This is a genomic window from Photobacterium sp. TLY01 (genome assembly GCF_021432065.1).
GTDB lineage: Bacteria > Pseudomonadota > Gammaproteobacteria > Enterobacterales > Vibrionaceae > Photobacterium > Photobacterium halotolerans_A.
Window position 1 is genome coordinate 309,302 of record NZ_CP090365.1, and the last position, 25,933, is coordinate 335,234.

At 52.2% G+C, this 25,933-nt stretch carries 21 protein-coding genes; 8 read left to right on the forward strand and 13 right to left on the reverse strand.

Annotated features, from left to right (window positions below):
- Nucleotides 1-316: 316 nt before the first annotated feature.
- Complete coding sequence (locus tag LN341_RS17035) at nucleotides 317-766, reverse strand: GNAT family N-acetyltransferase (protein ID WP_234206219.1); 450 nt, start codon at nucleotides 764-766, stop codon at nucleotides 317-319.
- Nucleotides 763-1,233 (reverse strand): GNAT family N-acetyltransferase, encoded by a 471-nt coding sequence (locus LN341_RS17040; RefSeq protein WP_234206221.1) that lies wholly within the window; start codon nucleotides 1,231-1,233, stop codon nucleotides 763-765. The genes LN341_RS17035 and LN341_RS17040 overlap by 4 nt, the downstream gene beginning before the upstream one ends.
- 233 nt (nucleotides 1,234-1,466) lie before the next feature.
- On the opposite strand from LN341_RS17040, the gene LN341_RS17045 reads away from it, so the two are divergent.
- Nucleotides 1,467-2,387, forward strand: coding sequence for an aminoimidazole riboside kinase (locus tag LN341_RS17045; RefSeq protein WP_234206224.1), 921 nt, complete (start codon nucleotides 1,467-1,469; stop codon nucleotides 2,385-2,387).
- A 77-nt stretch (nucleotides 2,388-2,464) separates the two neighbouring features.
- Here the strand turns inward: LN341_RS17045 and LN341_RS17050 are convergent, their stop codons facing one another.
- Both LN341_RS17050 and LN341_RS17055 read right to left on the reverse strand, forming a co-directional pair.
- Nucleotides 2,465-4,093: a glycoside hydrolase family 32 protein gene (locus LN341_RS17050; RefSeq protein ID WP_234206227.1), complete on the reverse strand. Its 1,629-nt coding sequence runs from the start codon at nucleotides 4,091-4,093 to the stop codon at nucleotides 2,465-2,467.
- 144 nt (nucleotides 4,094-4,237) lie between these two features.
- On the reverse strand, nucleotides 4,238-5,227 hold the full coding sequence (locus tag LN341_RS17055) for a LacI family DNA-binding transcriptional regulator (RefSeq protein WP_234206229.1): 990 nt from the start codon (nucleotides 5,225-5,227) through the stop codon (nucleotides 4,238-4,240).
- Nucleotides 5,228-5,471: 244 nt separating this feature from the next.
- On the opposite strand from LN341_RS17055, the gene LN341_RS17060 reads away from it, so the two are divergent.
- Entirely contained in the window at nucleotides 5,472-6,911 is a 1,440-nt protein-coding gene (locus LN341_RS17060; protein WP_234206231.1) for a sucrose-specific PTS transporter subunit IIBC, read from the forward strand.
- Nucleotides 6,912-7,622: 711 nt separating this feature from the next.
- On the opposite strand, the gene LN341_RS17065 is transcribed toward LN341_RS17060, so the two are convergent.
- Nucleotides 7,623-7,808 carry a hypothetical protein gene (locus tag LN341_RS17065; RefSeq protein ID WP_046220956.1) on the reverse strand — a complete coding sequence of 62 codons (186 nt, stop codon included), beginning with the start codon at nucleotides 7,806-7,808 and terminating at the stop codon, nucleotides 7,623-7,625.
- A gap of 96 nt (nucleotides 7,809-7,904) precedes the next feature.
- Between LN341_RS17065 and LN341_RS17070 the strand changes: the two genes are divergently transcribed.
- From LN341_RS17070 to LN341_RS17085, 4 genes are all read left to right on the forward strand, one after another.
- Complete coding sequence (locus LN341_RS17070; protein ID WP_234206234.1) at nucleotides 7,905-8,825, forward strand: LysR substrate-binding domain-containing protein; 921 nt, start codon at nucleotides 7,905-7,907, stop codon at nucleotides 8,823-8,825.
- Nucleotides 8,826-9,010: 185 nt separating this feature from the next.
- The gene (locus tag LN341_RS17075) at nucleotides 9,011-9,613 is read left to right on the forward strand and encodes a recombinase family protein (protein ID WP_234206236.1); all 603 of its coding nucleotides are present in this window, start codon (nucleotides 9,011-9,013) and stop codon (nucleotides 9,611-9,613) included.
- 27 nt (nucleotides 9,614-9,640) lie between these two features.
- The gene (locus LN341_RS17080) at nucleotides 9,641-10,459 is read left to right on the forward strand and encodes a siderophore-interacting protein (protein ID WP_234206238.1); all 819 of its coding nucleotides are present in this window, start codon (nucleotides 9,641-9,643) and stop codon (nucleotides 10,457-10,459) included.
- Nucleotides 10,452-11,687 (forward strand): multidrug effflux MFS transporter, encoded by a 1,236-nt coding sequence (locus LN341_RS17085; RefSeq protein ID WP_234206240.1) that lies wholly within the window; start codon nucleotides 10,452-10,454, stop codon nucleotides 11,685-11,687. Before LN341_RS17080 ends, LN341_RS17085 begins: the two co-directional genes overlap by 8 nt.
- Before the next feature lie 62 nt (nucleotides 11,688-11,749).
- Here LN341_RS17085 and LN341_RS17090 read toward each other — a convergent pair whose 3' ends face one another.
- From LN341_RS17090 to LN341_RS17115, 6 genes are all read right to left on the reverse strand, one after another.
- Nucleotides 11,750-12,469 (reverse strand): gamma-glutamyl-gamma-aminobutyrate hydrolase family protein, encoded by a 720-nt coding sequence (locus tag LN341_RS17090; RefSeq protein ID WP_046220960.1) that lies wholly within the window; start codon nucleotides 12,467-12,469, stop codon nucleotides 11,750-11,752.
- A gap of 14 nt (nucleotides 12,470-12,483) precedes the next feature.
- A complete protein-coding gene (locus LN341_RS17095) occupies nucleotides 12,484-13,653 on the reverse strand; it encodes an iron-containing alcohol dehydrogenase (RefSeq protein ID WP_234206242.1) in 1,170 nt (389 codons plus the stop codon).
- Between the two features lie 22 nt (nucleotides 13,654-13,675).
- Complete coding sequence (locus LN341_RS17100; RefSeq protein WP_234206245.1) at nucleotides 13,676-15,067, reverse strand: aldehyde dehydrogenase family protein; 1,392 nt, start codon at nucleotides 15,065-15,067, stop codon at nucleotides 13,676-13,678.
- A gap of 12 nt (nucleotides 15,068-15,079) precedes the next feature.
- Nucleotides 15,080-16,495: a glutamine synthetase family protein gene (locus tag LN341_RS17105; RefSeq protein WP_234206247.1), complete on the reverse strand. Its 1,416-nt coding sequence runs from the start codon at nucleotides 16,493-16,495 to the stop codon at nucleotides 15,080-15,082.
- A gap of 53 nt (nucleotides 16,496-16,548) precedes the next feature.
- The gene (eat, locus tag LN341_RS17110) at nucleotides 16,549-17,982 is read right to left on the reverse strand and encodes an ethanolamine permease (protein ID WP_234206249.1); all 1,434 of its coding nucleotides are present in this window, start codon (nucleotides 17,980-17,982) and stop codon (nucleotides 16,549-16,551) included.
- Between the two features lie 362 nt (nucleotides 17,983-18,344).
- Nucleotides 18,345-19,886 (reverse strand): methyl-accepting chemotaxis protein, encoded by a 1,542-nt coding sequence (locus LN341_RS17115; protein ID WP_234206639.1) that lies wholly within the window; start codon nucleotides 19,884-19,886, stop codon nucleotides 18,345-18,347.
- Between the two features lie 388 nt (nucleotides 19,887-20,274).
- Between LN341_RS17115 and LN341_RS17120 the strand changes: the two genes are divergently transcribed.
- Both LN341_RS17120 and LN341_RS17125 read left to right on the forward strand, forming a co-directional pair.
- Nucleotides 20,275-21,324 carry a S9 family peptidase gene (locus LN341_RS17120; RefSeq protein WP_234206251.1) on the forward strand — a complete coding sequence of 350 codons (1,050 nt, stop codon included), beginning with the start codon at nucleotides 20,275-20,277 and terminating at the stop codon, nucleotides 21,322-21,324.
- A gap of 100 nt (nucleotides 21,325-21,424) precedes the next feature.
- Nucleotides 21,425-22,381, forward strand: coding sequence for a helix-turn-helix transcriptional regulator (locus LN341_RS17125; RefSeq protein ID WP_234206253.1), 957 nt, complete (start codon nucleotides 21,425-21,427; stop codon nucleotides 22,379-22,381).
- A 107-nt stretch (nucleotides 22,382-22,488) separates the two neighbouring features.
- Here LN341_RS17125 and LN341_RS17130 read toward each other — a convergent pair whose 3' ends face one another.
- Both LN341_RS17130 and LN341_RS17135 read right to left on the reverse strand, forming a co-directional pair.
- Nucleotides 22,489-23,658, reverse strand: a complete 1,170-nt coding sequence (locus tag LN341_RS17130) for a serine hydrolase (protein ID WP_234206255.1) — start codon at nucleotides 23,656-23,658, stop codon at nucleotides 22,489-22,491.
- A 331-nt stretch (nucleotides 23,659-23,989) separates the two neighbouring features.
- Entirely contained in the window at nucleotides 23,990-25,840 is a 1,851-nt protein-coding gene (locus tag LN341_RS17135) for a pilus assembly protein TadG-related protein (protein ID WP_234206258.1), read from the reverse strand.
- Between the last annotated feature and the right edge of the window lie 93 nt (nucleotides 25,841-25,933).

Below are 25,933 nucleotides of genomic sequence, written 5' to 3' on the forward strand. Positions count from 1 at the left end.
GCCAAGTAAGCCAACGAACCCAAGCGCGACATACCTCAGCCGTACCAAAATCTCCCAGCCACAACATCCCAAAAAACCAAAAGAAACCCACTTCCCTAGGGGAAAATTCAGGACGAATTTTCAGGTTGTCGGCGCAGGGAGCGCCTACAACCGACCCGGACCACACCGAAGAACAAAAAAGCATTTCTGGGTACTCTTTGGGCTAACAAAGAGTACCTGGCGCGCATCCCACATGGCCAAGTAAATCACCGAACTCAAGCGCGACATACCTTCAGACTCAGACATCACAGCTCGTCACCACACTGGAAGTAAGCCGTTATAACGCCAACCTCAACCGCAGCATATCCTGATGCTGAATACCCTGCTCAAAAATTGCCTCATCATAATGATCAAGAAAGAAATCTTTGCCGACACCCTCGACCCGAAACCCCAACCGCTGATAAAACGTCAGCTGATAGCCGAACGTGCCGGTCCCCAGCACCACTGACTGAACGCCCTGCTCTTTCAGCCGGGGAAATAATGCAGATAACAGTTGCGAACCGATACCCTGCTGCTGAAATGCCGGATAGACCGCCAGATTGAAGATTTCGTATGTGTTTTCTGCGATGGGTTTAGCAACACAAACCCCGATGATTTCGCCGTCAGCCACAGCGGCCAGGCAATAAGCCCCGTTCAGATAACGCAGGATACAGGCCTCAGAGGGATCTGCTTCCAGCAGCAGTGACATCGGTATCTGTGTCGCATCCAGATGCTGAATCTCTATCATGGCAACCTCAGTGTCATGATCAGCTCGTCTGCGGTCTGGTCCGTCACCTGAAAACCGGCTTGCTCATAACGCCGCTTTGCCGCCAGATTATGCGGATAAACATCCAGTTCAATGACGCGCGCATGATGCTTTTCGGCTGCCGTGTGTTTGGCCACATCGATCAACGCCACACCGGCACCAGTGCCCTGGCACCGTCTTTTCACATACATTTGTGTCAGCTGTGCCACCTGGTTTTCCAGTGCAGACACACCGCATAAACCAATCAGTTCTTCCCCCTCAAACGCCCCCAGCATCGTGTGGTGCGGGCTTTGGCAGGCAATGTTGCGCTCAAAATGCATGGTTGGCTGCTGACGCTGCTCCTCATAGTTGGCACCAAAGCAGTCTGGATGTAACCGCAGGCTTTCCAGGCGAATGTCGCGATATGCGGGGATATCAGCAGGGGTTAAAGCACGAATGGTCACTGCCATGTCTTTGTCTCTCCATTTCTTTGTCTCTCCATGTCTGCGCATCTCTGACTCTCATACTTCCTTTCACCGCAGATAATCACAATTTCAACCTGTTGTATAGCCTGTTTCCCCGCTTAGCCTCTGACAGGCGAAACCTTCAGTAACTGGGTTATAAATGATGTTTTCATTGACCAACTGAAACGATTCAGCAATCATACTTTGCCAAAGAAATGTTTCTGTTTTGGGGAGATAGAATGAGCATAATATGGGTGACCGGCGATGCAGTCGTCGACTTGATACCAGACAGCGAAAACCGCTATCTGAAATGCCCGGGCGGTGCACCGGCGAATGTTGCCGTGGCAATTGCCCGTCTTGGCGGCAAGGCTGCATTTTTCGGCCGGGTGGGACACGATCCACTGGGCCGCTTTATGAAGCAGACTCTGGCCAGTGAGCAAGTCAATACCGACTACATGACCCTGGATGAGGCACACCGAACCTCAACCGTGATTGTCGATCTGGATGACAGCGGCGAGCGCAGTTTTACCTTTATGGTCCAACCAAGTGCAGATCAGTTTATGCAGATCTCCGATATTCCTGAATTCTCTGCCGGTGAATGGCTTCATGTCTGTTCTATTGCGCTGGCGAATGAGCCCAGCCGCAGCAGCACACTGGAAGCCATGCGCCGTATAAAACGCAGCGGTGGATTTGTCAGTTTTGATCCGAATTTGCGTGCGGAAGTCTGGTCAGATACTGACGCCATCATTCCTGTGGTCCGCCAGGCGATAGAATTGGCCGACGTCGTCAAGTTTTCCGATGACGAATTGCTGTTTCTGACACAGACAGGGAACCTTGAGCAAGGTCTGGCCGCCATTCAACCTTACAACCATCCCTTAGTGTTGATCACTCAGGGAGCAAAAGGGGCTCTGGTGCTTTTCGACAACACCCGCGAGCTGATCACAGGTCAGGCGGTCAGTCCCGTGGATACGACAGGCGCCGGGGATGCTTTTGTCGGTGGGCTACTGGCGAGGCTGGCTCAGTCTCCGGCGTGGACAAACAGCGAAACCATTCGAGACGCAGTCAAGTGGGCAAACGGCTGTGGCGCACTGGCGACCACGCAAAAAGGCGCCATGACCGCATTACCAACCCGGCAGACGTTACTTGCCTATATTGGATAAATAGTTAAACAGACTGCCGGGGTGAACCGGGCAGTCTGTTTTCTTGGCTCTCTGTTTTCTTGGCTAATTGCTTTGTGCTAAGACGGGAATGGCGCACTGGCCGGACGGTATGTCCGCAACAGCGCTGATCGCGCCTCGCCGGACAGTGAAATGCAGGTCGCTCTGGAGTCAGTAAAAACCCGGGAACTCATCACGGCTTCGCCGCCGTTGACAAAGATTTCGACCGAGGACGTGTCGGCCAGGATACGCAACTGCACCCTTTCGGCATCCAGGGGCAGTTCGCGAACCGTGTCCTGAGCACGGTTCAGGGTATGGCATCGATCCAGGATCAAAGCTCGGCGCTGGCGGTCAGCCCGAATCACAAGGTGTTGCGATTCATTCTGAAACAGCCGCAATTCATCTCCCCATCGCAGGCTGAGAGACAGATCAAACGCTTTGGTTGCCAGATCCAACGGCGTTGCAGAGAGTTGGATCGTCTGCTCTGCTGCCACCAGTTTTTCCTGCTCCCGAACGGGCCACTGGCATAACTTGCCATCGCGTACCGTCAGTTCTCTCATGCAGGTTAACTGGTGCACCCAGCCGTTATCGGCGCTTGGCTGATCAACTTCATCGGGCAATCCCATCCAGCCGCACAACACCCGGCGGCCATCAGGGGTCAGCAGGGTCTGAGGGGCGTAAAAATCAAAACCGTAATCCAGCGGCTGAAACCCGGCAAGCGTGAGCTGGCCTTGCCCGTCCCAGCAGGCTTTGGCAATGCCATTGTGATGGGGAATGGTATTGTGCGCTGAAAATGACGCAATACCCTGCGGCCCCAGCACCACAAAGTGCTGATCGCCCAGTTCAAAGTAATCCGGGCACTCCCACATATAGCCAAAGTCGCCCAGCTCCTCGCCACAGAGCCGGTCAAACGTCCATTGCTTCAGATCGTCAGACTGATAAATCGCCAGCCGGCCTTTCAGATCTTCAGTTTGCGCGCCCAGCAGCATGAGCCAGTGATCCTGATGGCGAATCACTTTGGGATCGCGGATATGCGGGGTCACCCCGGGCGGCAATGCATGAATCACCGGGCCATGCTTGGTAAAGTGCACACCATCGGCTGAAGTTGCCAGACATTGCGTGGTCTGCCTGTCCCTTTGTGCTCCGATGCGGGTGTTGCCGGTATAAAACAGCAGAAGTTCCCCGCCGTGACTGATGGCATGGCCCGAAAAGGCACCATGGCTGTCAAACCAGTGGGAAGGCGTTAGCGCGATGGGCTGCCAGCTCCAGTTGATTAAATCCAGGCTGGTCAGATGCGCCCAGTGCTTGTCGTTGTGAGTACAGGCATAAGGAAACCACTGATAAAACAAATGATAACGGCCATCATGAAAGATAAAACCATTGGGGTCATTCAGCAGCCCCTGAGGCGGAGAAATATGCCATGAAGGACGAAATTCGCACGGCACAGGTCGGGCAAAATCCTCAGACCTTGCCTGTTGTCTGACGGCAATGAGATTCCCCACCGCCAGCAAATCTTGTTCAGAGACATCTTCAGGCCGCCTGAAGGTGACCTGCAACTTACCCTGTACCGGCCCGATATGCTCAATCAGCCCGGATTCGCTGACCAAATCGGCATTCAGCACTTCAACAATGAGTGTATCGTCCGTTATGAGTATCCGGGCGATATTATCCATGCTGCCACAGAGATCGACTAAGGACTGAAGAGACATAAATGCAAACCTAAATTGGGAACGTTTGCAAAAATTACATCAAACAAGGCTGGCGGACAAGTAAAAAACGGGTATTCCTGTGCGTTTGCCACGCTCACAGCTGCAAAACCCGGACACTGCCGGGTGATATGCCATCAAAGTGGCCTAGCAGGTTTCACGGTCGATGTTCTGGAAAGTTAAAACGACTTTGCTCATCACCTGAGGCTTGCCTTCGATGAGTTCCAGCAAAACCCTGGCAGCACTTTCTCCTGCCTTATCAAAAGCATAGTTAAATGTAGACAGGCTTGGAGCGCAGACAGCACTCAGCTCGTCGTTACCGACCCCCAGTATTTTGATCTCCTTGCCAGCGGTTATCCCGGCGTCTCTCAGCGCGTTAATCGCACCGATCGCAATCCTGTCGGTGGCGCAAAACACCCCGTCGGTTTGGGGGAAGCGCTCGAGCAGCTGTTTCATCTGGCTGTAACCGGATTCAATCGTAAATTCGCCATGGCTGTGAAACAGCAGTGGCTCAGCCTGACGCATTTGCAGAGCCTGCTGCAACCCCTCTGAGCGCATTTTGTCGACGGCCACGTCTGAATCCGCAACGCCAATAAAGCCAATCTGCCGGCAACCGGCATTCAATAACCGGTTGCCGGCTTCAAACCCGACGCGAAGATCATCATGGATGATGCTGGGAATATTAAACAAGGAACCATCCTGCCCCACCAGAATCACCGGGGCATAGGACTGCTGAATGGCGTGCACCAATTGCTGATCAATATGTGTGGCGTAAAGAACAATTCCCTCTACTCTTTTCTTGTTAAAGAGTTGAATATATTCAATTTCTTTTTGAGCATTCTGCTGGCAACTGGCTAAAAGGACATGCTTTTGCGCAGCGTCAAACACCAGGCTCAGCCCGTCCACGCCCTGTGCTGTGGCATGTGAGGAGACTCGCGGTACAATCACCCCGACTAAATGAGTTCTCTGTGACTTCAGATCTTTGGCGACCTGATTGACCACATAACCCACTTCTTCTACGGCTTTCATGACCTTGATTCTGGTCGCTTTTTTAACGCCATATTCATCGTTGATCACGCGTGAGACGGTCGATTTTGAAACGCCAGCCAGCTGCGCCACGTCATGCAAACTTGCCATTGGCCTTCGCCTTGTCTTCTAACTGATTGGGATTGTTTGCAAAATTACCAGAATCTCATCGGATTACCAGAGAGGCCAGCAGCTTTCTGCTGCGCAATTAGCAGATCAATCTCACATAAAGACGGAATGTGCTTTGACGGCACCGGTTTCTTCAAGAAAAATGATCATTGCAAACGTTCCCGAAATTATAAAACACCATAGATAGTACATCACGATTACAGCCAAATACCTACCGGGGGATGAAATGGACTACCCAACCATTGCCAAAGCGCTTCTCAAGCAGCTTGGCGGTAAAGAAAACCTGCAAGCGCTGGCGCATTGCGCAACGCGTCTTCGTCTGGCACTGAAAGATGATGCCTTGGTCGATGAAAAAGCCATTGAGTCGCTTGATGGCGTCAAAGGCCAGTTTCAAGTGGCCGGTCAGTACCAGATCATTTTTGGTTCAGGGATTGTGAATCAGGTCTACGCTGAGCTGGCCAAACTCACCGGCATGGCCGACATGTCGACAGCGGATGTCGCCAATACAGGCGCGCAGAAACAAAATATCGTGCAGCGGGCCGTGAAAGGCCTGTCTGACATTTTTGTCCCGATCATCCCGGCCATCGTGGCCGGTGGTTTATTGATGGGGGTATTTAACCTCCTGACCGCAAAAGGCCTGTTTCTGGATCAGATCTCATTGATTGATGCGTATCCAGGCCTGGCAGATCTGGCCAATATGCTCAACACCTTTGCGAATGCTCCTTTTGTGTATCTGCCTGTTTTGCTTGCATTCTCGGCCAGTAAAAAATTTGGCGGCAACCCTTTCCTGGGCGCTGCGCTGGGCATGCTGATGGTCCATCCTGATTTGCTCAACGGCTGGGGATTTGGCAGCGCCAGCGTTTCCGGTACGGTGCCGACCTGGAATATCTTCGGCTTTAGCATAGAAAAAGTGGGCTATCAGGGCTCTGTCCTACCGGTATTAGTCTCGGCATTTATTCTGGCGAAAATTGAAAACGGCTTACGGAAAATTGTCCCGTCCGTGCTGGATAACCTGCTCACGCCTATGCTGGCGATATTTATTACCGGGTTTCTGACCTTTACGCTGGTTGGTCCGGTGACGCGGGATATTGGCTTTCTGCTGGGCGATGGCCTGAACTGGCTCTATGATTCCGCGGGCTTTTTCGGCGGTGCCTTGTTCGGGTTTATTTATGCGCCTTTTGTTATTACCGGGATGCACCATAGCTTTATTGCCATCGAAACCCAGTTGCTGACCGATATTGCGGTCACAGGCGGCACCTTTATCTTCCCGATTGCGGCCATGTCGAACATTGCCCAGGGCACGGCAGCCCTGGCGGTCGGCTTCTCAACCAAAGAGACCAAAACCAAAGGTATCGCCCTGCCGTCCGGTGTCACTGCGCTACTGGGGATTACTGAACCGGCCATGTTTGGCGTGAATCTGAAACTGCGTTATCCCTTTATCGCGGCGATTATCGGCTCGGCCGTAGCAAGCGCCTGGATTACATTATTCAATGTCAAAGCTCAGGCACTTGGCGCAGCAGGTTTGCCCGGCATCATTTCCATCAGCCCCGGCTATATCGGTTACTTCGTGGTTGGCATGCTGATCTCGTTTGCTGTCACCTTTGTGCTGACGCTGCTGCTCGGCATTCGTCAAAAAGCCAAAGCGGGCGCTCTCGCAACGGCTTAATCTTCATCACAAACCTGGTTTTCAGGACCAGACCAAGCCACTGGCAGACGCTTTCTATCGTAAAGCGTCTGCCCCTTCAATTACCTTCCAGCAAAGAGTACCTGGCGCGCATCAAACAAGGCCAAGTAAGCCACCGAACTCCAGCGCGACATACTTACCCAACCTCAGAAATCGTAATCGCTGTATGGATTCCCGCCTCACGCGGGAATGACGGCTTGAAAATGTGCATTGATGGCACTCCCCCAGGGGAAAATTCAGGACGAATTTTCAGGTTGTCGGCGCCGGGAGCGCCTACAACCGCCCCGAACCACACCAGAGAACAAAAAGGTTTTCTGGGTACTCTTTTACCTCAAAAGAGTACCTGGCGCGCATCAAACACGGCCAAGTAAGCCACCGAACTCAAGCGCGACATACTTACCCAACCTCAGAAATCGTAATCGCTGTATGGATTCCCGCCTCACGCGGGAATGACGGCTTGAAAATGTGTATTTGATGGCACTCCCCCAGGGGAAAATTCAGGACGAATTTTCAGGTTGTCGGCGCCGGGAGCGCCTACAACCGACCCGGACCACACCAAAGAACAAAAAGGTTTTCTGGGTACTCTTTGACCCACAAAGAGTACCTGGCGCGCATCAAACAAAGCTAAGTAAACCACAGAACCCAAGCGCGACATACCTTCACACTCAGACATCACAACTCAAACCCACATACCTATAAGTACTGCTGATAATCCTTCGGTGGTGAAGGCAATGATTCCAGCCCGATATCTTGCTTCATGTGCGGTGTGAGAGATTCAACCGGCGCTTGTGGCTTTTTCTGCCGGTTTCCCCATAACCAGGGCTTTTTCTGTTGAAACAGCTGTATTTCGACTTCCCATTGCAGTGCTACTCTGATCATTTTCTTCTCCTTCAGTCACAGTGCCTGCAGGAATTATGCGTATAATGAGTGCCAGTCACGAACGATGATTCATTACACCAACTATAAGCTGAGATTATGGACAATCGACTACAGCACTTATCCGGATTACGCTACTTTGAAGTGGCTGCCCGTCGCCAGAGCTACAGCAAAGCCGCCGAAGAACTGTATGTCAGTCAGGCTGCTGTCAGTCAGAAAATTCGTCAGCTGGAGAACGTCCTGGGCTGCAAACTCTTTGTCCGCCAGGGACGGAACATGATCCTGACTACGCAAGGCGCCAGCCTGTACACCGATGTCTCCCGCGGATTCGATCAGATTCTGTCAGGACTGAACCGGATTCAGGCCGAGCCTCTGGAAGGGATCCTGACCGTCAATACTTCCCGATCATTTGCCTCCCGCTGGCTGATGCCCCGCTTGTGGAAGTTCACCATGATCCATCCGGATATTTCGATCCGGGTCGATGCCACCGCCGATGCGCCGGACATGAAATACGGCAATATTGATCTCGCCATCAGGCAGGGACACAAGGTACATCTCGGTGACAGCATTCAGTCCTGCGTGCTGTATGAAGAGCCCGTGTATCCGCTCTGTTCCCCTGAACTGGCCAATTCGATGAAGTTTACCCATCCAGAGCAACTGCTGAATTGCTGGCTGGTTCACTGGGCTGAAACCTGCAATTTAACCTGGGAACGCTGGTTTCATACGGCGGGCATTGACGTCCCCGAAGGTAACCTGCAATGGATGGAAGTCAGCACCTTTGAAATGGGCCTGAATGCCGTGATGGCGGGTCACGGCGCTTGTCTGGGAACACTGAGTCTGGCGGGTGATTTGATCGACAATGGCCTGCTGGTTCAGCCGTTTGACATTGGCTTGGTGCCGGGTATCCGCTACACCTTGTTTTATGATCGCAGCTCACCGCGCATTCTCCGGACTCAGGCGTTTATCGACTGGCTGCATCAGGAAGTCCGGCAGTCTCAGACACAGCCTGTGCCGACTTGAACCTCTGGTATTTTCCCTTCCGCTTACCGCGCTCGCTTTGACCCCGCCACTCTCCCGTTCGCAATAAATAGCTCATTTGGTGTTGTCAGAATCATTTTGAACCTCTATCATAACCATTAAATGAACCACACCAAATGAACCCTTCCTGTTGTTCCTGACTGAAGCGGTTCTGTGAAGGAGTCGCGATGTCGACCATATACGGCTATATCCGTCTGTCGCCCAAGATGAGTGATCCGGAAACGTTAATCGGGCAAATAACCGGGTACAACCCAGAACTGAAGCTGTTTCGGGAAACCGGGATCCGCGGCAATGTTCCGGCTGAAGATCGCCCGCAGTACCGCGCTTTATTCGACGCACTCAAACCGGGCGATCAGCTGATCGTCCGCTGGGTAACGGATCTAGGCTTTCATTTCGATGCCTGCCACCAGACCCTTCAGCACTTATTGGACAAAGGCGTGATCGTGCACACGGTGAACCAACCGCTGACTTTCAAACCTAACTGCCCTGTCACCAATGCCTTACTGCTGATGCTTAAGGGCTATGCTAACTCACACACCCAGCATCGGCTGTGGGCCGCCGAGGCGGGCCGGGATTCACTGCGCCAGGACAAAGCCGCGTGGAAAGAAAAATTTCGCGGGCGCCGTGCCAATCATGAAGTGCACCGCCAGATTGCCCTGCTGCTCCAGGCAGGGAAAACACTGCAGACCGTGGCCGACGAAACGGGTGTCAGTCTTTCCACGGTCAAACGTGTGAAAGCCAAGATGCAGCACCACAACCACGATCAGTAACCCCCGAATTCAAACAGAGACCAACCCATGCAAAAACGACTGCAACCCAAAACATTCACGGTACAGCAAGCCTTTGATATCACCCCGAACATGCGCCGCGTGATTCTGACCGGCGAAGATATCCGGCTGCTTCCGACCGACAGCGCCGGTCAGTATGTCAAACTGCTGTTCACCCCGGCCGGCAGTACCGACCTGAGCACTTTGTCTGACGGCCAGAAACCTGTGCTGCGCACCTTCACTATCAGTGAATTTGATGCAGAGCAGGGCACCTTGTCGCTGGATTTTGTCAAACATCAGTATCAGGGCGAGCACCAGCACAAAGATGAGATCACGCCGGAACAGGGCGGTTATGCGTGTCACTGGGCCATGCACACTCAGCCCGGCGAGCAGATTTCTCTTGGCGGACCGAATACCATTCAAGGCCTGGCCGAAGACTGTGACTGGGTGCTGATCATCGGTGATATGACCGCACTGCCTTCCATCCAGCTCAAAACAGACCGCCTTGCTGCTAATAGCCAGGGTTATGTGGTGCTGGCACTGGGCAGCGCGCAGGATCTGCCCGCGCTGCAGTTGCCGGAAGGCGTTGAACTCATCACGGTGATCGAGGGGGAGCACGCGGGCAACGCACTGGCAGAGAAAGTGGCGGCGCTGCACTGGCTGGAAGGCAAACCAGCGATCTGGTGCGCCTGCGAATTTAACAATATGCGCGCCATTCGCCAGCACATCAGCCAGCAAGAACAGTTTGATCGCAAAACCTGTTACATCAGCAGTTACTGGAAACACGGGGTGACGGAAGACGGACACAAAGTCATCAAACGCGATGATCAGGACAGCTACCATGGCTGAACCGGATACAGAAACGGTGGCGGGAGCAGCAGATCAATCCGCAGTTTCAGTCGCTTTTTCCTGGCGTCCTGTTCTGCTGGCCTGCCTGGTCATCAGCATCGGTCAGTTTGGCATGGGACTGGTATTCCCTTCCCTGCCCTGGATAGCCAAAGACTTTGGTATATCCATTGATCAGGCGCAGTTGCTGATTTCGGTCTATCTACTCGGTTTCGGCCCCTCGCAATTCATCTACGGCCCGATCTCAGATGCCTTAGGCCGCCGCCGGGTGCTGTTAGCTGGGATCTTGCTTGCCGTGGCCGGTCTGATGCTGTTGATCTTTGCCAGTGACAGTTTTTACGGCTTAGTGGCCGGGCGCCTGATGCAGGGGCTGGGTGCGGGTTGCTGCGCCGTGCTGGCCCGCGCGTCGACCCGGGATTCCTACACAGTTGAACAGCTGCCGCAGGCGCTGTCTTATCTGACCATGGTGGCCTCTTTTACACCGATTTTTGCGCCCGTGATTGGCGGTTTCATTAACCATCACTTTGGCTGGTTGTCGGTCTTTATCGTACTGGCGAGCTATATCACCCTGGTGTGGTTTGCACTGTATCTGATGTTCAAAGAGACCATGCACGACAAACAGGCGGTGCCTTCGGTGAAGAAAATCGTCGGGGATTACCGCTCGTTGCTTTCGTCGCGTTATTTTCTGAGTTTTGCCAGTATCGGCTGGCTGAACTTCAGCCTGGTTGTCACCACCATCTCGCTGATGCCCTTTATCATGCAGGTGCAAATCGGCATGACCTCAGACGAATACGCTATCTGGGCACTCCTGCCAACCGCAGGCTTATTTGCCGGTGGCTTTCTGGTCAGCTGGCTGCGGCCCAAAATCGGCACCCAACGCATGCTGTACCTCGCACCTGCCGTCCATCTCATTGCGGCGTTCTGGTTCATCCTGGCACCGCTGACACCATTGATGATGATGCTGGGCCAGTTTCTGATGGTCTTCGGCAATGGGATCGCTATGCCTTGCGCCCAGTCGCAGGTGATGCTGCCTTATCGCAAGCAGGCAGGCACAGTGGCCGCCCTGTCTGGTGGCGGGCAGATGCTGCTTTCCGCCCTGGTCAGTATGGCGCTGATCAAACTGGGCATTCATCAAGCCTGGCAGCTTGGCTGTGTGATCGGCGTATTTGCGCTGATTGTGACCCTGAATATCCGCAGCGGATTTCGCACCCCATTCCCTGACAGCCAGTAAGAAAAAACTGCCCCTGTTTGTGTAAACAGGGACAGATGTTCAATCACAATAAAGCGATTGGGTTAGGATGCACGCAAGAAGTCCAGCATCCAGCGGGTGACTCGTTCACTGTCGATCGGCAACGCCAGTGAGGTCAGTCCGGTATCCAGTACATTGGCCGGTAACAACGCCTTTCTGGCCAGCATCAGGTCCCGCGAATAGGCCTTGCTGAATTCAGGGTGACCCTGAATGCCAAGAAAGTGTTCTCCCACCTGCAGCATGGAATAAGGGCAAAAATCACTCCCGGCCAGCACAGCCGTATCCTCCGGCAACCTGACGACCTGATCCTGATGACTCACCAGCAATGACAGCTCGGCTGGGCGTTCGCCGCTTTCCTGAACGCCGGCCGGCAGTGCATGCAGCGCATGTGTCGCCACGCCAACGCCCCAGCCCTGCGGCGCCTGAATCACTTCGCCGCCCAGTGCTTTGGCGATCAGCTGATGACCGAAGCAGATCCCCACCAGCTTCTTTCTGCGGGCATGCAGTTCCCGCACAAAGGCCAGCAACGGGGGGATCCAGGGCAGATCATCGTTGACACTGTGACGGCTGCCCGTCGTCATATACACATCGCATTCATCGGCATGTTGCGGCAACTCACCGTCCAGCGCCCGGTAAAACACCAGTTCCAGCGCGTCACCGGTATCGCGCAGCAGCTGAGTGAACATCGCCGGATAATTGCCGTGGTCGGCCTGCAGATCCTGCCTGACATCATCGCACTGCAGAATACCCATTTTTACCGTCATGAAGCCTCCTGATGTCAGTGCTGCGGCAAGCGGCCTGTCACCGCATCCACAAAAATCCGGCTGTATTGCTCGGCGCTCAGTGCGATTGGATTTCCGCCCGCCGACGGATCCTGCACCGCCATACTGCCCACACGCTGCGCTTCTTCAACCGTAATATCGATATCCGCCAGCGTATGGGGGATCTGCAGGGCGGCACGGAAATCCAGAATCCAGTTGAGGAAACTGTCAAAACCCGGCTCAGGTAAATCCAGATAGCGGGCCAGATGGGTCAGCTTATCTTCAATCGCACTGCGGTTTGCCACCAGCACATAAGGCATCAAAATGGCATTCAATAAACCGTGGTGCTTGTCGTATAACGCCCCCAGCGTGTGGGCAATGGCGTGCATGCCGCCCAGGCCACGCTGAAAGGCGGTCGCACCCATACTGGAGGCCACCAGCATTTGGGTGCGGGCCTCAAGGTTACTGCCATCGGCAACCGCTTGTGGCAGATAAGCTTTAATCAGCCGGATCCCTTCCAGTGCGATACCCTCAGCCATCGGGTGATAGCCGTTGGCGCAATAGGCTTCAAGGTTATGTGACAGCGCATCCATGCCGGTCGCGGCTGTGATATGCGGCGGCAATCCGGCAGTCACCGCCGGGTCAAGCAGCACACGCACCGGCAACATTTTGGGATGGAAAATGATCTTTTTGACGTGATTGGCCGTATCTGTGATCACCGAAGCACGCCCTACCTCAGATCCGGTGCCGGCTGTGGTCGGAATGGCAACCACAGGGGCGATGGCGTCCGCATTGGCCTGCAACCAGTTATCGCCCACATCTTCAAATGCCCACAGGGGCAGTGACTGTCCCGCCATCAGGGCAATGGCTTTGGCAGCATCCAGACTGGAGCCGCCCCCCAAAGCAATCACACCGTCGAAACCGCCCTGACGGTACACAGCCAGACCGTCTTCGACATTCTCGCCGGTCGGATTGCCCTGAATCCGGCTGAACACCTCACAGCCTATTCCGGCTTCACGGCATAAGGCGACTGTGTCTGTCACCATAGGCAGGGCTGCCAGCCCGGGGTCCGTCACCAATAATGCCTTGCTGATCCCGGCGCTCTGACATGCCTGTGCGATCTGCTGTAAACAACCTTCGCCCACGGTGATCGGCGTGGGATAATTCCAGTTTCCTTTCAGCGTCATCTTGCTCTCCTTATCCGCCGGTTCAGGCCAGTGTTTGAATATGAAATGATTTCGGGCGAGTCAGCGCCGCAAAGCCCAGGGCCGACAAGGTACAGCCGCGGCCAGACTGTTTCACCCCGGTCCAGGCCAGTGCCGGATCGAGATAATCACAGCGATTGATAAAGAAAGTGCCGGTTTCCACCTGCTTCCCTAACGCAATACCCCGCTCAATATCGCGGGTGAAAATGCTGGCGGTCAGACCAAAATCGCTGTCGTTCATCAGGGCGACGGCTTCTTCATCACTGCTGACTTTCATGATGCCGACAACCGGCCCGAACGATTCTTCATGCATCACCCGCATTGAATGATCCACATGAGTCAGGATTTGCGGCGCCAGATAAGGCGTTCCGGCCTGACTGAGCGGAAAGGTCTTTTCGTCGATATGGGCTACCGCCCCCTGGGCAATTGCTTCCTCGATCTGGCCACGGACAAAATCCGCAGCACGGGTGCGGACCAGCGGCCCCAGCGTGGTGGCCGGCTCATCCGGGCGACCCAGCTGATATTGGCGAACGATCGCGACTGCTTTGTCGACAAAGGTGTCATACACGGAGGCGTGCACATAAATACGCTCGATACCGCAGCACGACTGACCGCTGTTAAAAAACGCCCCGTCGATGACGGTGTCAGCCGCATGATCCAGATCGGCATCCTCGCGCACGTAAGCCGGATCCTTTCCGCCCAGCTCCAGTCCGACCCCGATAAAACGGCCCGCAGCGGCTTGCTCAACATGCGCGCCGGCCGGTACAGAACCGGTAAAAGCGACGTGATTGACCTCATCCGACTGAATCAGTTGGGTGGTGTCCTCATGACTCAGGTGCAAATACTGAAACACCCCTTCCGGCAGACCGGCGGCATCAAACGCCGATTTCAGCCGCTCGGCACACAAAGGCGTCTGCGCAGAATGTTTGAGGATGACACTGTTGCCAGCCAGCAAGGCCGGCACAATGCTGTTGATGGCCGTCAGGTACGGATAATTCCAGGGTGCGATCACCGCCACCACACCAACAGGTTCACGGGTGATAAAACGGCTGAAACCTTTTTTGTCCGGCAACGTAATCGGAGCCAGCGCGGCATCGCTTTCTGCGATCATATGGCGGGCGCGTTCAGCCAGACCGGCAATTTCGCCCTGCGCATAGCGGATTGGCCGCCCCATCTGCCAGCAGATTTCCAGACCCACTTCGGCCTTATTGGCTTCAAACCAGTCAACCGCTTTGCTGCAGATTGCCTGACGCTCAGCCAGTGCGACGCTCGCCCAGCTTTTCTGAGCACTTTTCGCCAGGCTGAGCGCTTGCTGAATCTCAGCATCCGAAGCAAGCGGACGCGTGACATACACACTGCCGTCTACCGGCGATATCGTTTGTTGCATTCGAGTCATTGCGCATCTTCCTTAAATAATTTCGAAATACCGATCCATTTCCCAGTCAGTCACATGTTTTCTGAATTCCCGCTCTTCCCACTCACGGCTGGCCGCAAAATGCTCAACGAACTCATCACCAAACATGGTCCGGGCCGCTTCTGACTCCTTAAACCGCTGCGCGGCATCCCAGAGGGTACGAGGTAATTGTAGTTCCGGGGCGTGCTGCTGGTCGTAAGCGTTACCTTTGACCTGATCGAACGGTTCCCATTCCTGCATGATGCCGTACAGGCCGGAGGCCACCGCCGCCGCCAGTGCCAGATACGGATTGGCATCGGCCGCCCCTAAGCGGTGTTCGATTCGCTGGGATTGCTCACTGCCGGGGATCACCCGCAGAGCCGTGGTGCGGTTTTCTACCCCCCAGGTGGCATCCGTCGGCGCCCAATAGCCGGGGATCATCCGGGTATAACTGTTGATGGTCGGCGCAATCAGACACAAAAATTCAGGCATCAACCGCTGCTGGCCGGCCAGAAAATGGCGCTGCAGTTTGCTCATATTGTGCGTTTGGGACGGATCGTAAAACGCCGACGAGCCGTCTTTGTTTTTCAGCGACACATGAATATGGCCGCTCTGGCCCGGATAATCCCCCGACCATTTCGCCATAAAGGTCGCCAGCAGATCCCTTTTCTGGGCCAGCACTTTCATGAAGGTTTTGAACAAGGCCGCTTTGTCGGCGGCGGCCTCTGCACTGTCTACTGCGATGGCCGCTTCCAGAACACCCGGACCGGTTTCTGAGTGAATCCCTTCAATCGGAAAATCCATCTGCTCACTCATGCCCAGAATGGCTTCATACAAGCCGGAATGGACAGAGTTGCGGATCATCGAATAACCAAACCAGTCCGGTGTAATGGTTTCCAGATTGCGAAACCCTTTCTCTCTGGCCGAGTGCGGGGTTTCATTGAACACGAAAAACTCATATTCAAGGGCGGCAAAGACGTCAAAACCCATGTCATCAGCTTTTTGCAGCACTTTGCGCAAGGTGCCGCGCGGGCAGACTTTCTCAGCTTCATCGGTGAACTCGGCAATAAACAGCAGCATGCCCTCTTCGCCATACACCTCCCGGCATGTATGGGGCAGAATACGCACCGGGGCATCGGGATAACCGGTATGCCAGCCGGTATAACGCGTATTGTCGTAGAGCTGATCTTTAGAATCCCAGCCCAGCACCACATCACAAAACGCAAATCCCTTTTCGAGCGATGAAAAGAACTTGGATTTAGACATATATTTGCCGCGCATGATGCCGTCGTTATCAAACAAGCCGACTTTCACGTGGGTCAGTGCGCGCTCTTCTACAATGGCCATGGCATCGGCAATCGTCTTCACTTCTCTGGCTTCCATGTGTACCTCTTTTTTCAAGATGACTCGTTCCTGAGCCTGTTTGGACATAGGGTGATTCCGGACGCGCTGCACTGCACAGATCAGCGCGTCCTCAGATGACATTAACTGAGTTCAGACTCTGCACCGGAAATCAGCTCAAACTCTTCTTCCGGCGCATTGGCCACAATGCGATGACGGCTGTACAGCGCAAAATAGGTCAGCATCACTGCATAGAAAAGGGCAGACCACAGCGCGGCTTGCAGGCTCACCACAAAAGTGGATGCCAACGCCACCAACGACAGTCCCAGCGCAATGCCCGAAGTCAGCGTGCCACCCGGCGTCCTGTAAGGGCGATCCAGCGCTGGTTCTTTGCGGCGCAGAATAATATGAGACAGGCTCATCAGGGCATAAGACACAGTCGCGCCGAATACCGCCATGGTGATCATCAGATCCCCCTCGCCGGACAGCGACAACAAAAAACCGATCACACCTGGCACAATCAGTGCCCAGACCGGCACTTTACGCTCGCCCGACAGCGACAGAAAACGGGGCAGGTAGCCGGCACGTGACAGCGCAAACACCTGACGGGAATAGGCATAGATAATTGAGAAGAAGCTGGCAATTAAGCCGAACAGACCAACAAGATTCACAAATTTGGCCGCCAGCGATTCTGTGCCGTACACCGACTGCAGTGCACCGACCAATGGCGCACTGTGTGATTTCATGGCTTCGGCCCCGGCACCGCCCGGTACCAGGATCAACACCAAAGCGGCAAACACGATCAGGACCAGCATGGAAGCGATAATGCCTCGCGGCATATCTTTGGCCGGATTCGTCGCTTCTTCTGCCGCCAGCGGCACACCCTCAACCGCCAGGAATAACCACATGGCAAAGGGCAGTGCCGCCCAGATCCCCATGTAACCTTCCGGCAGAAAAGCACTGGCACCAGCGACATCAGAGTTCACGGCAATATCAAACAGGTTGTTGCTGTCAAAATGCGGCAGCATCCCCAGCGCAAACACAATAATCGCAATCACTGCCAGCAAGGTGATTCCCATCATGATGCGCAGCGCTTCTCCGGCGCCCCACAAATGAATGCCGACAAACACACAGTAAAACGCCGCATAGACTACCGGGCCGTCAATGCCGATTAACTCATTGACATAGCCACCGATAAAAATCGCAATCGCGGCCGGGGCAATGGCATATTCCAGCAAGATCGCGGTGCCGGTTAAAAAGCCTCCCCACGGGCCCAGGGCGCGACGGGCAAAGCTGTACCCGCCACCCGCCGTAGGAATAGATGACGACATCTCGGCCAGACTCAGCACCAGGCATAAATACATCAGCCCCATCACTAGGGTGGCCAGTAACATACCGCCAAACCCGGCTCGCTCTAAACCAAAATTCCAGCCGGCAAAATCACCGGAGATCACATAGGACACCCCCAGGCTCGCCAGCAGTACCCAGCCTGCCACGCCTTTTTTGAGTTGTCGTTTACTTAAGTATTCGTCCGAAACCGTATGGGTTTCGACGGCTTGATCCTTGCTGCCAGACATAACTTTTCCTTTTCTACAGTGAATGAAGTTAAATCGCACATCTTGTTAAGCTTTTGTTAACTTAATGGCGGTATCCCTCAGCGGGCAACAAGAATCAGTCAGGTTAAAACTAAGGTATAAGTTTTCTTAATAGTAGGCGGTAAATCCATGATTACCCGCCGTAATGTGGTGAATACAAAAAGAAAACAGAAGGATGTTGGAGTCGCTGCTGCCAGAGCCAGTCACATTCACTCACAATGACGTGACAGAAAAACCGGGAAGACGGAGAGAGAAAAAGGCTTCAAGACAGGTCGGAACAAACAAGGGGGCTTCAGCAAGGGAGAACTGGCTCCCTTGCCAAAGAGCGGATGAACACAAAGCAGTTACCGGGCCTGCCTTGCCAGCTTGAATGCGCCGACCAGCCGATCCAGTTTTTCAGCCAGACCCGCCAGATCCTGGCTGGTTTTTTCCAGTTCCATACTGGCATCCAGCCCGGCCTGAACCGCCTGATTCACTGTATCCATGTTGAGGTTGATTTCGTTGGCCACACTCGATTGCTGTTCTGTGGCCGTGGCAACCTGCGTGTTCATATCCAGAATCGCAATCACCTGACCTGAAATTTCATCCAGCGCACTCAATGCGTCTTCCGTCGCTTTGGTGCCTTCTTCTGTCAGGGATTTGCTGCTTTCCATTGCAGACACTGCGTTTTTGGCTTCATGCTGCAACTGGTCAATCATACGCTGGATTTCATCGGTCGACTGGGCCGTTTTGGTGGCCAGATTACGCACTTCATCCGCAACGACCGCAAATCCACGACCCGCCTCACCGGCACGGGCTGCCTCAATGGCCGCATTCAGTGCCAGCAGATTGGTTTGCTCGGAAATGCCGCGAATCACATCCAGAATTGAGCCGATCGACTGAGTTTTGTCTGCCAGTGTTGCAATCACAGCAGACATGTTATTCATTTCACCGGCCAGATGATTGATGGTGTTGGTTGCCGCTTGCAGCGTCTTGCGTCCGGCCTGAGTTTGGCTGTTCGCGCTACCTGCCGATTCAGCGGCACCGGCTGCGTTATTGGAGATTTCATTGATTGTCGCGATCATTTCATTCATCGAGGTCACCACCAGCAGCGTCTGTTCGCTCTGGTCCTGCCCACGCGACAAAGCATGTACCGACTGATCACGCAGCGACGCAGCAGAGCGTCCCAAGCCAACACCGGTATCAACCACCTGAACGATAATGTCGTTGATCTTGCTGACAAAGGTATTGAATGCCTCTGAAATACGGGCGATTTCATCATTGCCTTTTACCGGCAGCCGTACCGTCAGGTTGCCATCGCCTTTGGAAATATCTTCCAGCGCCTGCTGCAATCCGGTCAGCGGCATGAACAAACGGTTCAGTATCCACATCAGAAAAACCGCGCAAATGACAAAAATAATGATGATGGCGGTCAGCTGGGCAATCACAATTTCACTGGCGGCGTTATCGACTTCTGTAATCGGAATACCAACGTCAAACGCACCATAAAGCGATCCGTTCACGTACACAGGCATCATGATGTCGTATACCCACACTTTCTGAACATCCGCATACCACTTGGAGTGTTTCGGTTTACCTTGTCCAGCCCCTTCCACTGTGTAGCTGTCGTCATAGACTTTGTTCAGCTTTTGCGGATCACTGTGGGCAATGGCCGTGATGTTTTTATTAATCACCACAGCATAACTGATATCACTGCGCTGCTTGAGCGACAACACCAGTGCCTGTAAATCCTTCTCCGGCTGCTGAGAATTCTCGAGCACATACGCAACATTCTTTGCCAGTAACTCTGCCTGAGCCTGCGATTTTTTCAGAATAATACTGTCTATTTCCTGATGAGAAATATACGAGGTCGACCAAATACTCGCTATCGCTGCAATGGCAAACATTGCACAGACAACCATCACTATAAATTTTTTCATTCAACGTTAACCCTGACTGTGTGGATTTGTAAAAAACATCAATATCAATGAAATAGATACACTCACGAACTTATTTTTGTTGTGCTGAAAAATCCAACATGTAACAAACAGTGGACGACAGAAATGAGAAGACATAATGCGCACCCGATTTCATCAAAGATGACGGGTGTTAATCTATTTTTTTAACGCTTTATCTGCCTGTTTTGAGGTGAATGCACATTTTCACATCACCGTATGCCCATAAGGTATTTAGCTTCATCTGCAAACAGCAAACAGGGACACGTTTTTGTTAGCCGCTCCCCCGATACTCTTGCTGACATATGACACACGTTCCCAGCAGATGAAGGTGAACTGAATGAAACTGCTTGTCCTGTTCTTCGTCCTGACTCTTTCTGCCTGTTCGTCAGAAGAAAACATTGTTTTCCAGAGCGGCGAACATCAACTATCCGGGGTATATTTGCCACCAACAGGGGGTAAAACAGGCAAAGCTGTGCTGCTGTTCGTTCATGGTGACGGTGAAATGCCCCATGACGCTTACGGATATTACCCTTTGCTGTGGGATCAGCTCCGTGCCGAAGGTTACGCGATAATGAGCTGGGATAAACCTGGCGTCGGGCAATCAACCGGAAACTGGCTTGAGCAGTCGATGGCAGACAGACAAGCCGAAGTGCTTGATGCCATTCAATGGGTACAATCCCGCTATGGCTTTACGGCCCAGCAAACCGGTTTAGTGGGGTTCAGCCAGGCTGGTTGGGTGCTGCCGTCTCTGGCCGTCGATCACCCGGCACAGTTTGGCTTTATGGTTGGTGTTGGCTTTGCGACAAACTGGATTGAGCAGAGCCGTTACTATACCCGGATCAAACACACAGAAGCCGGGGCGACAGAGGCAGAGATTCAGGCAGCCCTCCTGGCGTTTGACGAGGAAATTACCTTTTTGCTTCAAGCACCCGACTATACAGACTATCTGCAGGCGATGGGTGAGCACGCCATGCCGGAAGACAGGTATCACTTTGTTCTGAAGAATCTGCAGTCAGATGCCAGCCAGGATTACCCGCTGATACACACACCGGCTCTGTTCATCTGGGGAGAAGATGATCTCAATGTCGATGCCCGGCTTGAGTTTGAAAGTAAACAGCGCGCTTCAAATCCCTTTGTCTCAACCCGGCTGATCGCAAGCGGTAATCACGGGCTGCTGAATTCAGCCTATTTTCCCAGACAGAGCATGGATACAGGGGATCTGCTCAAACTACACTGGCTAGGCGAATCGGCGCTGGCACCCGACGCCGTTCCGACGCTAATCCACTGGCTGAACCAGCAGACACAACAAACCGCTCACTCATCCTGGCTGAGCCTGCTGCGGGCTGACAGCCCGCATAAACCCATGCCAGTAACACTGCAGCAGTAGTGAGCAAGGCTATCGCGAGCAAATCAGGACCCGTCAACACCTTGCAAATCATTGCATCGAGGTGCATAGTGACACCCACTTTCACTTCGCCCTTTCAGCCATGAAACAGACGACGGATTCTTTTGATACCTTAACGGCACTCTATGAACTCGTGCCCGAGAGCACCCTGCTTGCACCTTTGGCTGACAATGTGCGAAAGCGCTTCGAAATGGCCTTACAGCTTATGCACAGAACGCTCAGTGAAAGATTGACCTGGGAGCAAATTGCCAGCAGAAGTGCGATCTCCCCCTTTCATTTTCACCGACAATTTACTCAGTTATTCAATGAAACGCCGGGGCAATATTTACACCGTATCAGGCTACAATATGCCATCTCACAGTTGCTGATGTCGCGAAACAGCACAATTACCCATATTGCACTGTCTTCCGGCTATTCCTCGTCGCAGGCACTGGCGAAAGCCCTGAAACGGGAAACCGGTTATCAGGCAAAACAAATCAAAGCATTCGGACAAACGGGCACGCCAGACGAAACCATCGCTTTACTCAGTAAACTGGCTCATCCCAGCCAGCATCGCACCTGCGAAGTGGTACAACCGCCCATTGAACAGCAGTTGGCTTCATCTATGCCGTGTGAATTAATCTGGTTTCCGGCAAGAGGGATTTACACGCAGACAGCTCACAGAGGAGACTGGCACAGCCTGTTCAATCAACACGGGCAGCAGACGGCCAAAATGCTCTGCGCCACACCCGTGCTGGAGCTGGATCGCCCCTGGCATGACATCACATCCGTCACAGGAAAATGGCGAACACCGCCAGAGCCAAACGACCATCTGATTGCAGAAGGCTACTATTTATGTACCAAAGTTCGTGTCGCCTCTGACATTGCTTACCTCAATGCCCTTGAGAGCCTATTCCGGCAAGCCGAATTATTTGGCTATCACCTCGACAATCACGGCAGCCTGATCGAAATACTGCTGGATATGGATACCCGTATAACGGGTACAGCCAGTTTTCATTTTCAGATTCCGGTCCAGTTGGCGCAAATGCAAGATGAGTGATTGAGGAAAACGGCCAGCCATCCAAAACCCGAATACATTTTTAAACACTAGCCTACCGGAAACTTATTGTTTTCAATAATCTCGCAAAATGGGAAGCGGGCAGTGCTTCATCGGCTTTCAGCAACGTACTCGACATTCTGAAGCCCAAGTGCCGGGAGTATATAATCGGCCAAGAGCTGTATCGGGTAATCTTCATCCTGATTAAAATAAGCCCCGGAAGTCATGGCAAAGATCAGGCGATATTCGGGCACTACGAACATTTCCTGCCCACCACTGCCACGCATCCCTGCGATCGTCACTTTCTGTCCGTCAACACGAATATCCGGCAGCCACCAATTGTAGCCATACTCAATCGACTTCCACGACCAAAACTTACCGCGTGAAATAAAACTCTGTTTTACCCATTGCGGATCGAGCAGTTGCTGGCCCTGCCACTCACCCTGATTTAAATAAAGCTGTCCAAGTTTAGCTAAATCACGAGTTCGCAAATACAAACCTGACGACCCTAAATACTGGCCGGTCACTTCGTGCGCAAACCATTCGTAATTCGTAATGTTTAACGGTTCAAACAAGGCTTTTTCCGCGTATTCACGCAAATTCTGCCCAGAAACCCGTTCAATCACTCCCCCTAATAAAACACTCGCTCCGCCCTGATAAATAAACCTTTCGCCGGGTGCAAAGGCCATAGGCCGCTCAAGAATATAGGCATAGGGATCGGGGGATAACCACATCTTCATGGCATCGCTGTTCTGAACACCCCATTCCACCCAATCCAACCCCACATTGAACATCAGTGCATTTTCTAACGTAACATCCGATTTGTGCTCCCAATCTGCAACACGCTCCTGCGGAAAATAGCTGAATAATGGCTGTTTCAGATCCGGAATATCACCAGATTGTAAAAGGCGGCCGATCAAAGTCGCCGTGACTGTTTTTGTCACCGAACGCATCTGATGAGAAGTATCCGGGCCCGGCGGATAATGCGTCGGCATCGGGGTTCCGGTTGGCGAGTTCACAGCTGAATAATATTGTTCAAACACCAATTGACCATCTTTGGCAATCAGCAGGGAATGCACATTCTTCCGCTGACTACGACTCACAAATTGATGAAGTGAAACCAGTTTATCCTCATCAAAACCCAATGCCTCGGGTTTGTTTTCGGGCCAATCTTGCTGGCTGGAAGCCTGAACCCAACTGAAATCACTCATATCCACGTAGTTTTGAATATAAAACGAGACAGCGATCGCTCCCAGAGTAAGCAATATCAATTTTTTCACAGCACGTCCTAATCACCGTTCAGATCAAAAGCGATAGTGAATAGCAAGCTTACTTAAGCAGTAAAAGGCACAAAGTGGGGTTTTCAGCGCTGAAACACATAAATTTTTTTCAGATAGAGAAACAGATCGAATCATTCAGTGAACTCAATCACAGTTCAAAACGCTCAAATTAGACCAGTAATGTCTCAGATCCATTTTATTATCCGAAGGGAATACAGACACGACTTATATTGCACAAACCACTCTTTGAATTTTCCTCCACTGAATTGACGATTCGAAGTAAGCCGGGAATCCATTTGAACACGGAACGAAAAACATTCTCAGCAGGTCATTATTCAATCAAACCACCACCATCCACATCAATTGAGGTGACGAATACGTCGGCTGTGCCGACTTGGATGCCGAGGACTTTGCTTAATAGAACATCATCAAGAATTGGAGTTATCGCTTTCAGCACGATATCACCCACTAACGTTTTTACAATCGGGACTAATGCACCTGTTACCAGATTTAAAATGCTAGTTAAGTTTGATAGAACATTCTCTTCATCAGTATCAATGGTTATTGTTAATTCCAAATTACTAACACCACTTGAAAGCGAACTTCCCAAACCATTTCCAACACCTTTTTCTACAAAAGGAAGGTCTTCTTCTTTTACGTTTACGTAATGAGTAATATAGCTACTTTCCTCTACTTTTATCGCAGCACCAATCTTAATAACAACGGGGACAGTTACATCTAAAAACAAAGCTTGAAGTTTTACCTCCGCTCTGATTTCTATTGGTTTACTTGCATCTAAATCACTTAAATCTCCAGAAACACCACCATCTCCAATATAAACGTTGGCAATGCTTGGCTTAGTTGCAAACTTTAATTTAACCCCATCACTATTCAATGAACATCCATCAGCATCAAGTAACTTAGTTTCAGCTTGAGCTGCTACAGTTTTCAAGCCAATAACTCCAGGCTCTAGCTTAATACCGATATTTAACAAAGGTATTAAACTCACTCCAAGATTCAAACCTCCATCTAATAATGTTGCCTCAGTATACAAGTCCACTTGAGCCGTCTTGGCTGAAGCAACAAATTCACTATCCTCCTCTGCAGGTAAAACGCCAATATTAAATTGCGGAGGCTCTATTACTTTCAATCCAGTATTTAACCCAACGATACCTGCATCTACATTCAACTCAGGAACATAAATAAAATTCTCTTTATTAGAAGCATAAATAGCTGCGGACACTAAATCATACAATGCAATTTGGCTTGCCAGAGCGGCACGTTTCACTTCGTTATTCATTGAATCATCTGCGCCAGCAGCTAACTTTAAAATTTCTGACAAAGAAAACTCTAAACTACCCACATTGGGTAGTTTATTTAAAACCGCTAACCCCTCAGCAGCATCAACAGCAAGCACTTGTGTATCATCAATTGCCTCAATACTCGCTGAAATAAAATCGGAAATACTTATTTTTGTAGCCAAAGCATCAGTGAGTGTGCCAATAGAAATATCAGCATCAAGAAGCCCTTCTTCTCTCATGACATACAACAACTTACTTAATCTTATTTTTGTTCCAACCAGACCTTCATACGAGGCTACTGATATATCTAATACATCACCTAGGATTGCACCTAATATCGAATCAGTTGAATCCTTAAAATTAGTATCTATTAGCTTTGAACCAACACCAAATTCAACATTCGTTGTTTTATACACCGCCGCCGACGCGCTCAAAGTAACATCATTGGGGTTATACAGCTGGGAAATCAAACTGCCGGGCACGGTTTTACTGAGGGTGACTCTGCCGGCACTTTTGACGGCAGCATTCGCAGGTTCGAATTGCCACTGGTTGCCGGTAATCTGTGCGGCACCAAATTCAATGGTGGGGTTGGATGCTGTGGTATCAAAGCCATTGGCAGCCAGATTCTGTTTGACCAGGGTCTCCAGGGCTTCTTTATTGTTGATTCCATCTATATAGCAGGCACTTCGGCCTAAGCTGAGCGCTGCTAAATCGGCCTGTTTCTGGAGCTTGCGTTTTTCCATGTAGAGGCGGCCGGTGTCGACGGCCATTGCCAGAAACAGCACCATGCTGACCATGAGTAAAATCAGACCGATCCCGACCGCGCCGCGCTGACGGGATATCCGGGAATAACGACCAGGCGATCTCGATGGACTCAACATATCCTCGCTCCTCAGGACGGCATTCAGTGATCACACGGATAGACCCTTGTGCCGCCAGTGCTGATGGATCAGCCTCATGTTCCGTAAAGTGGA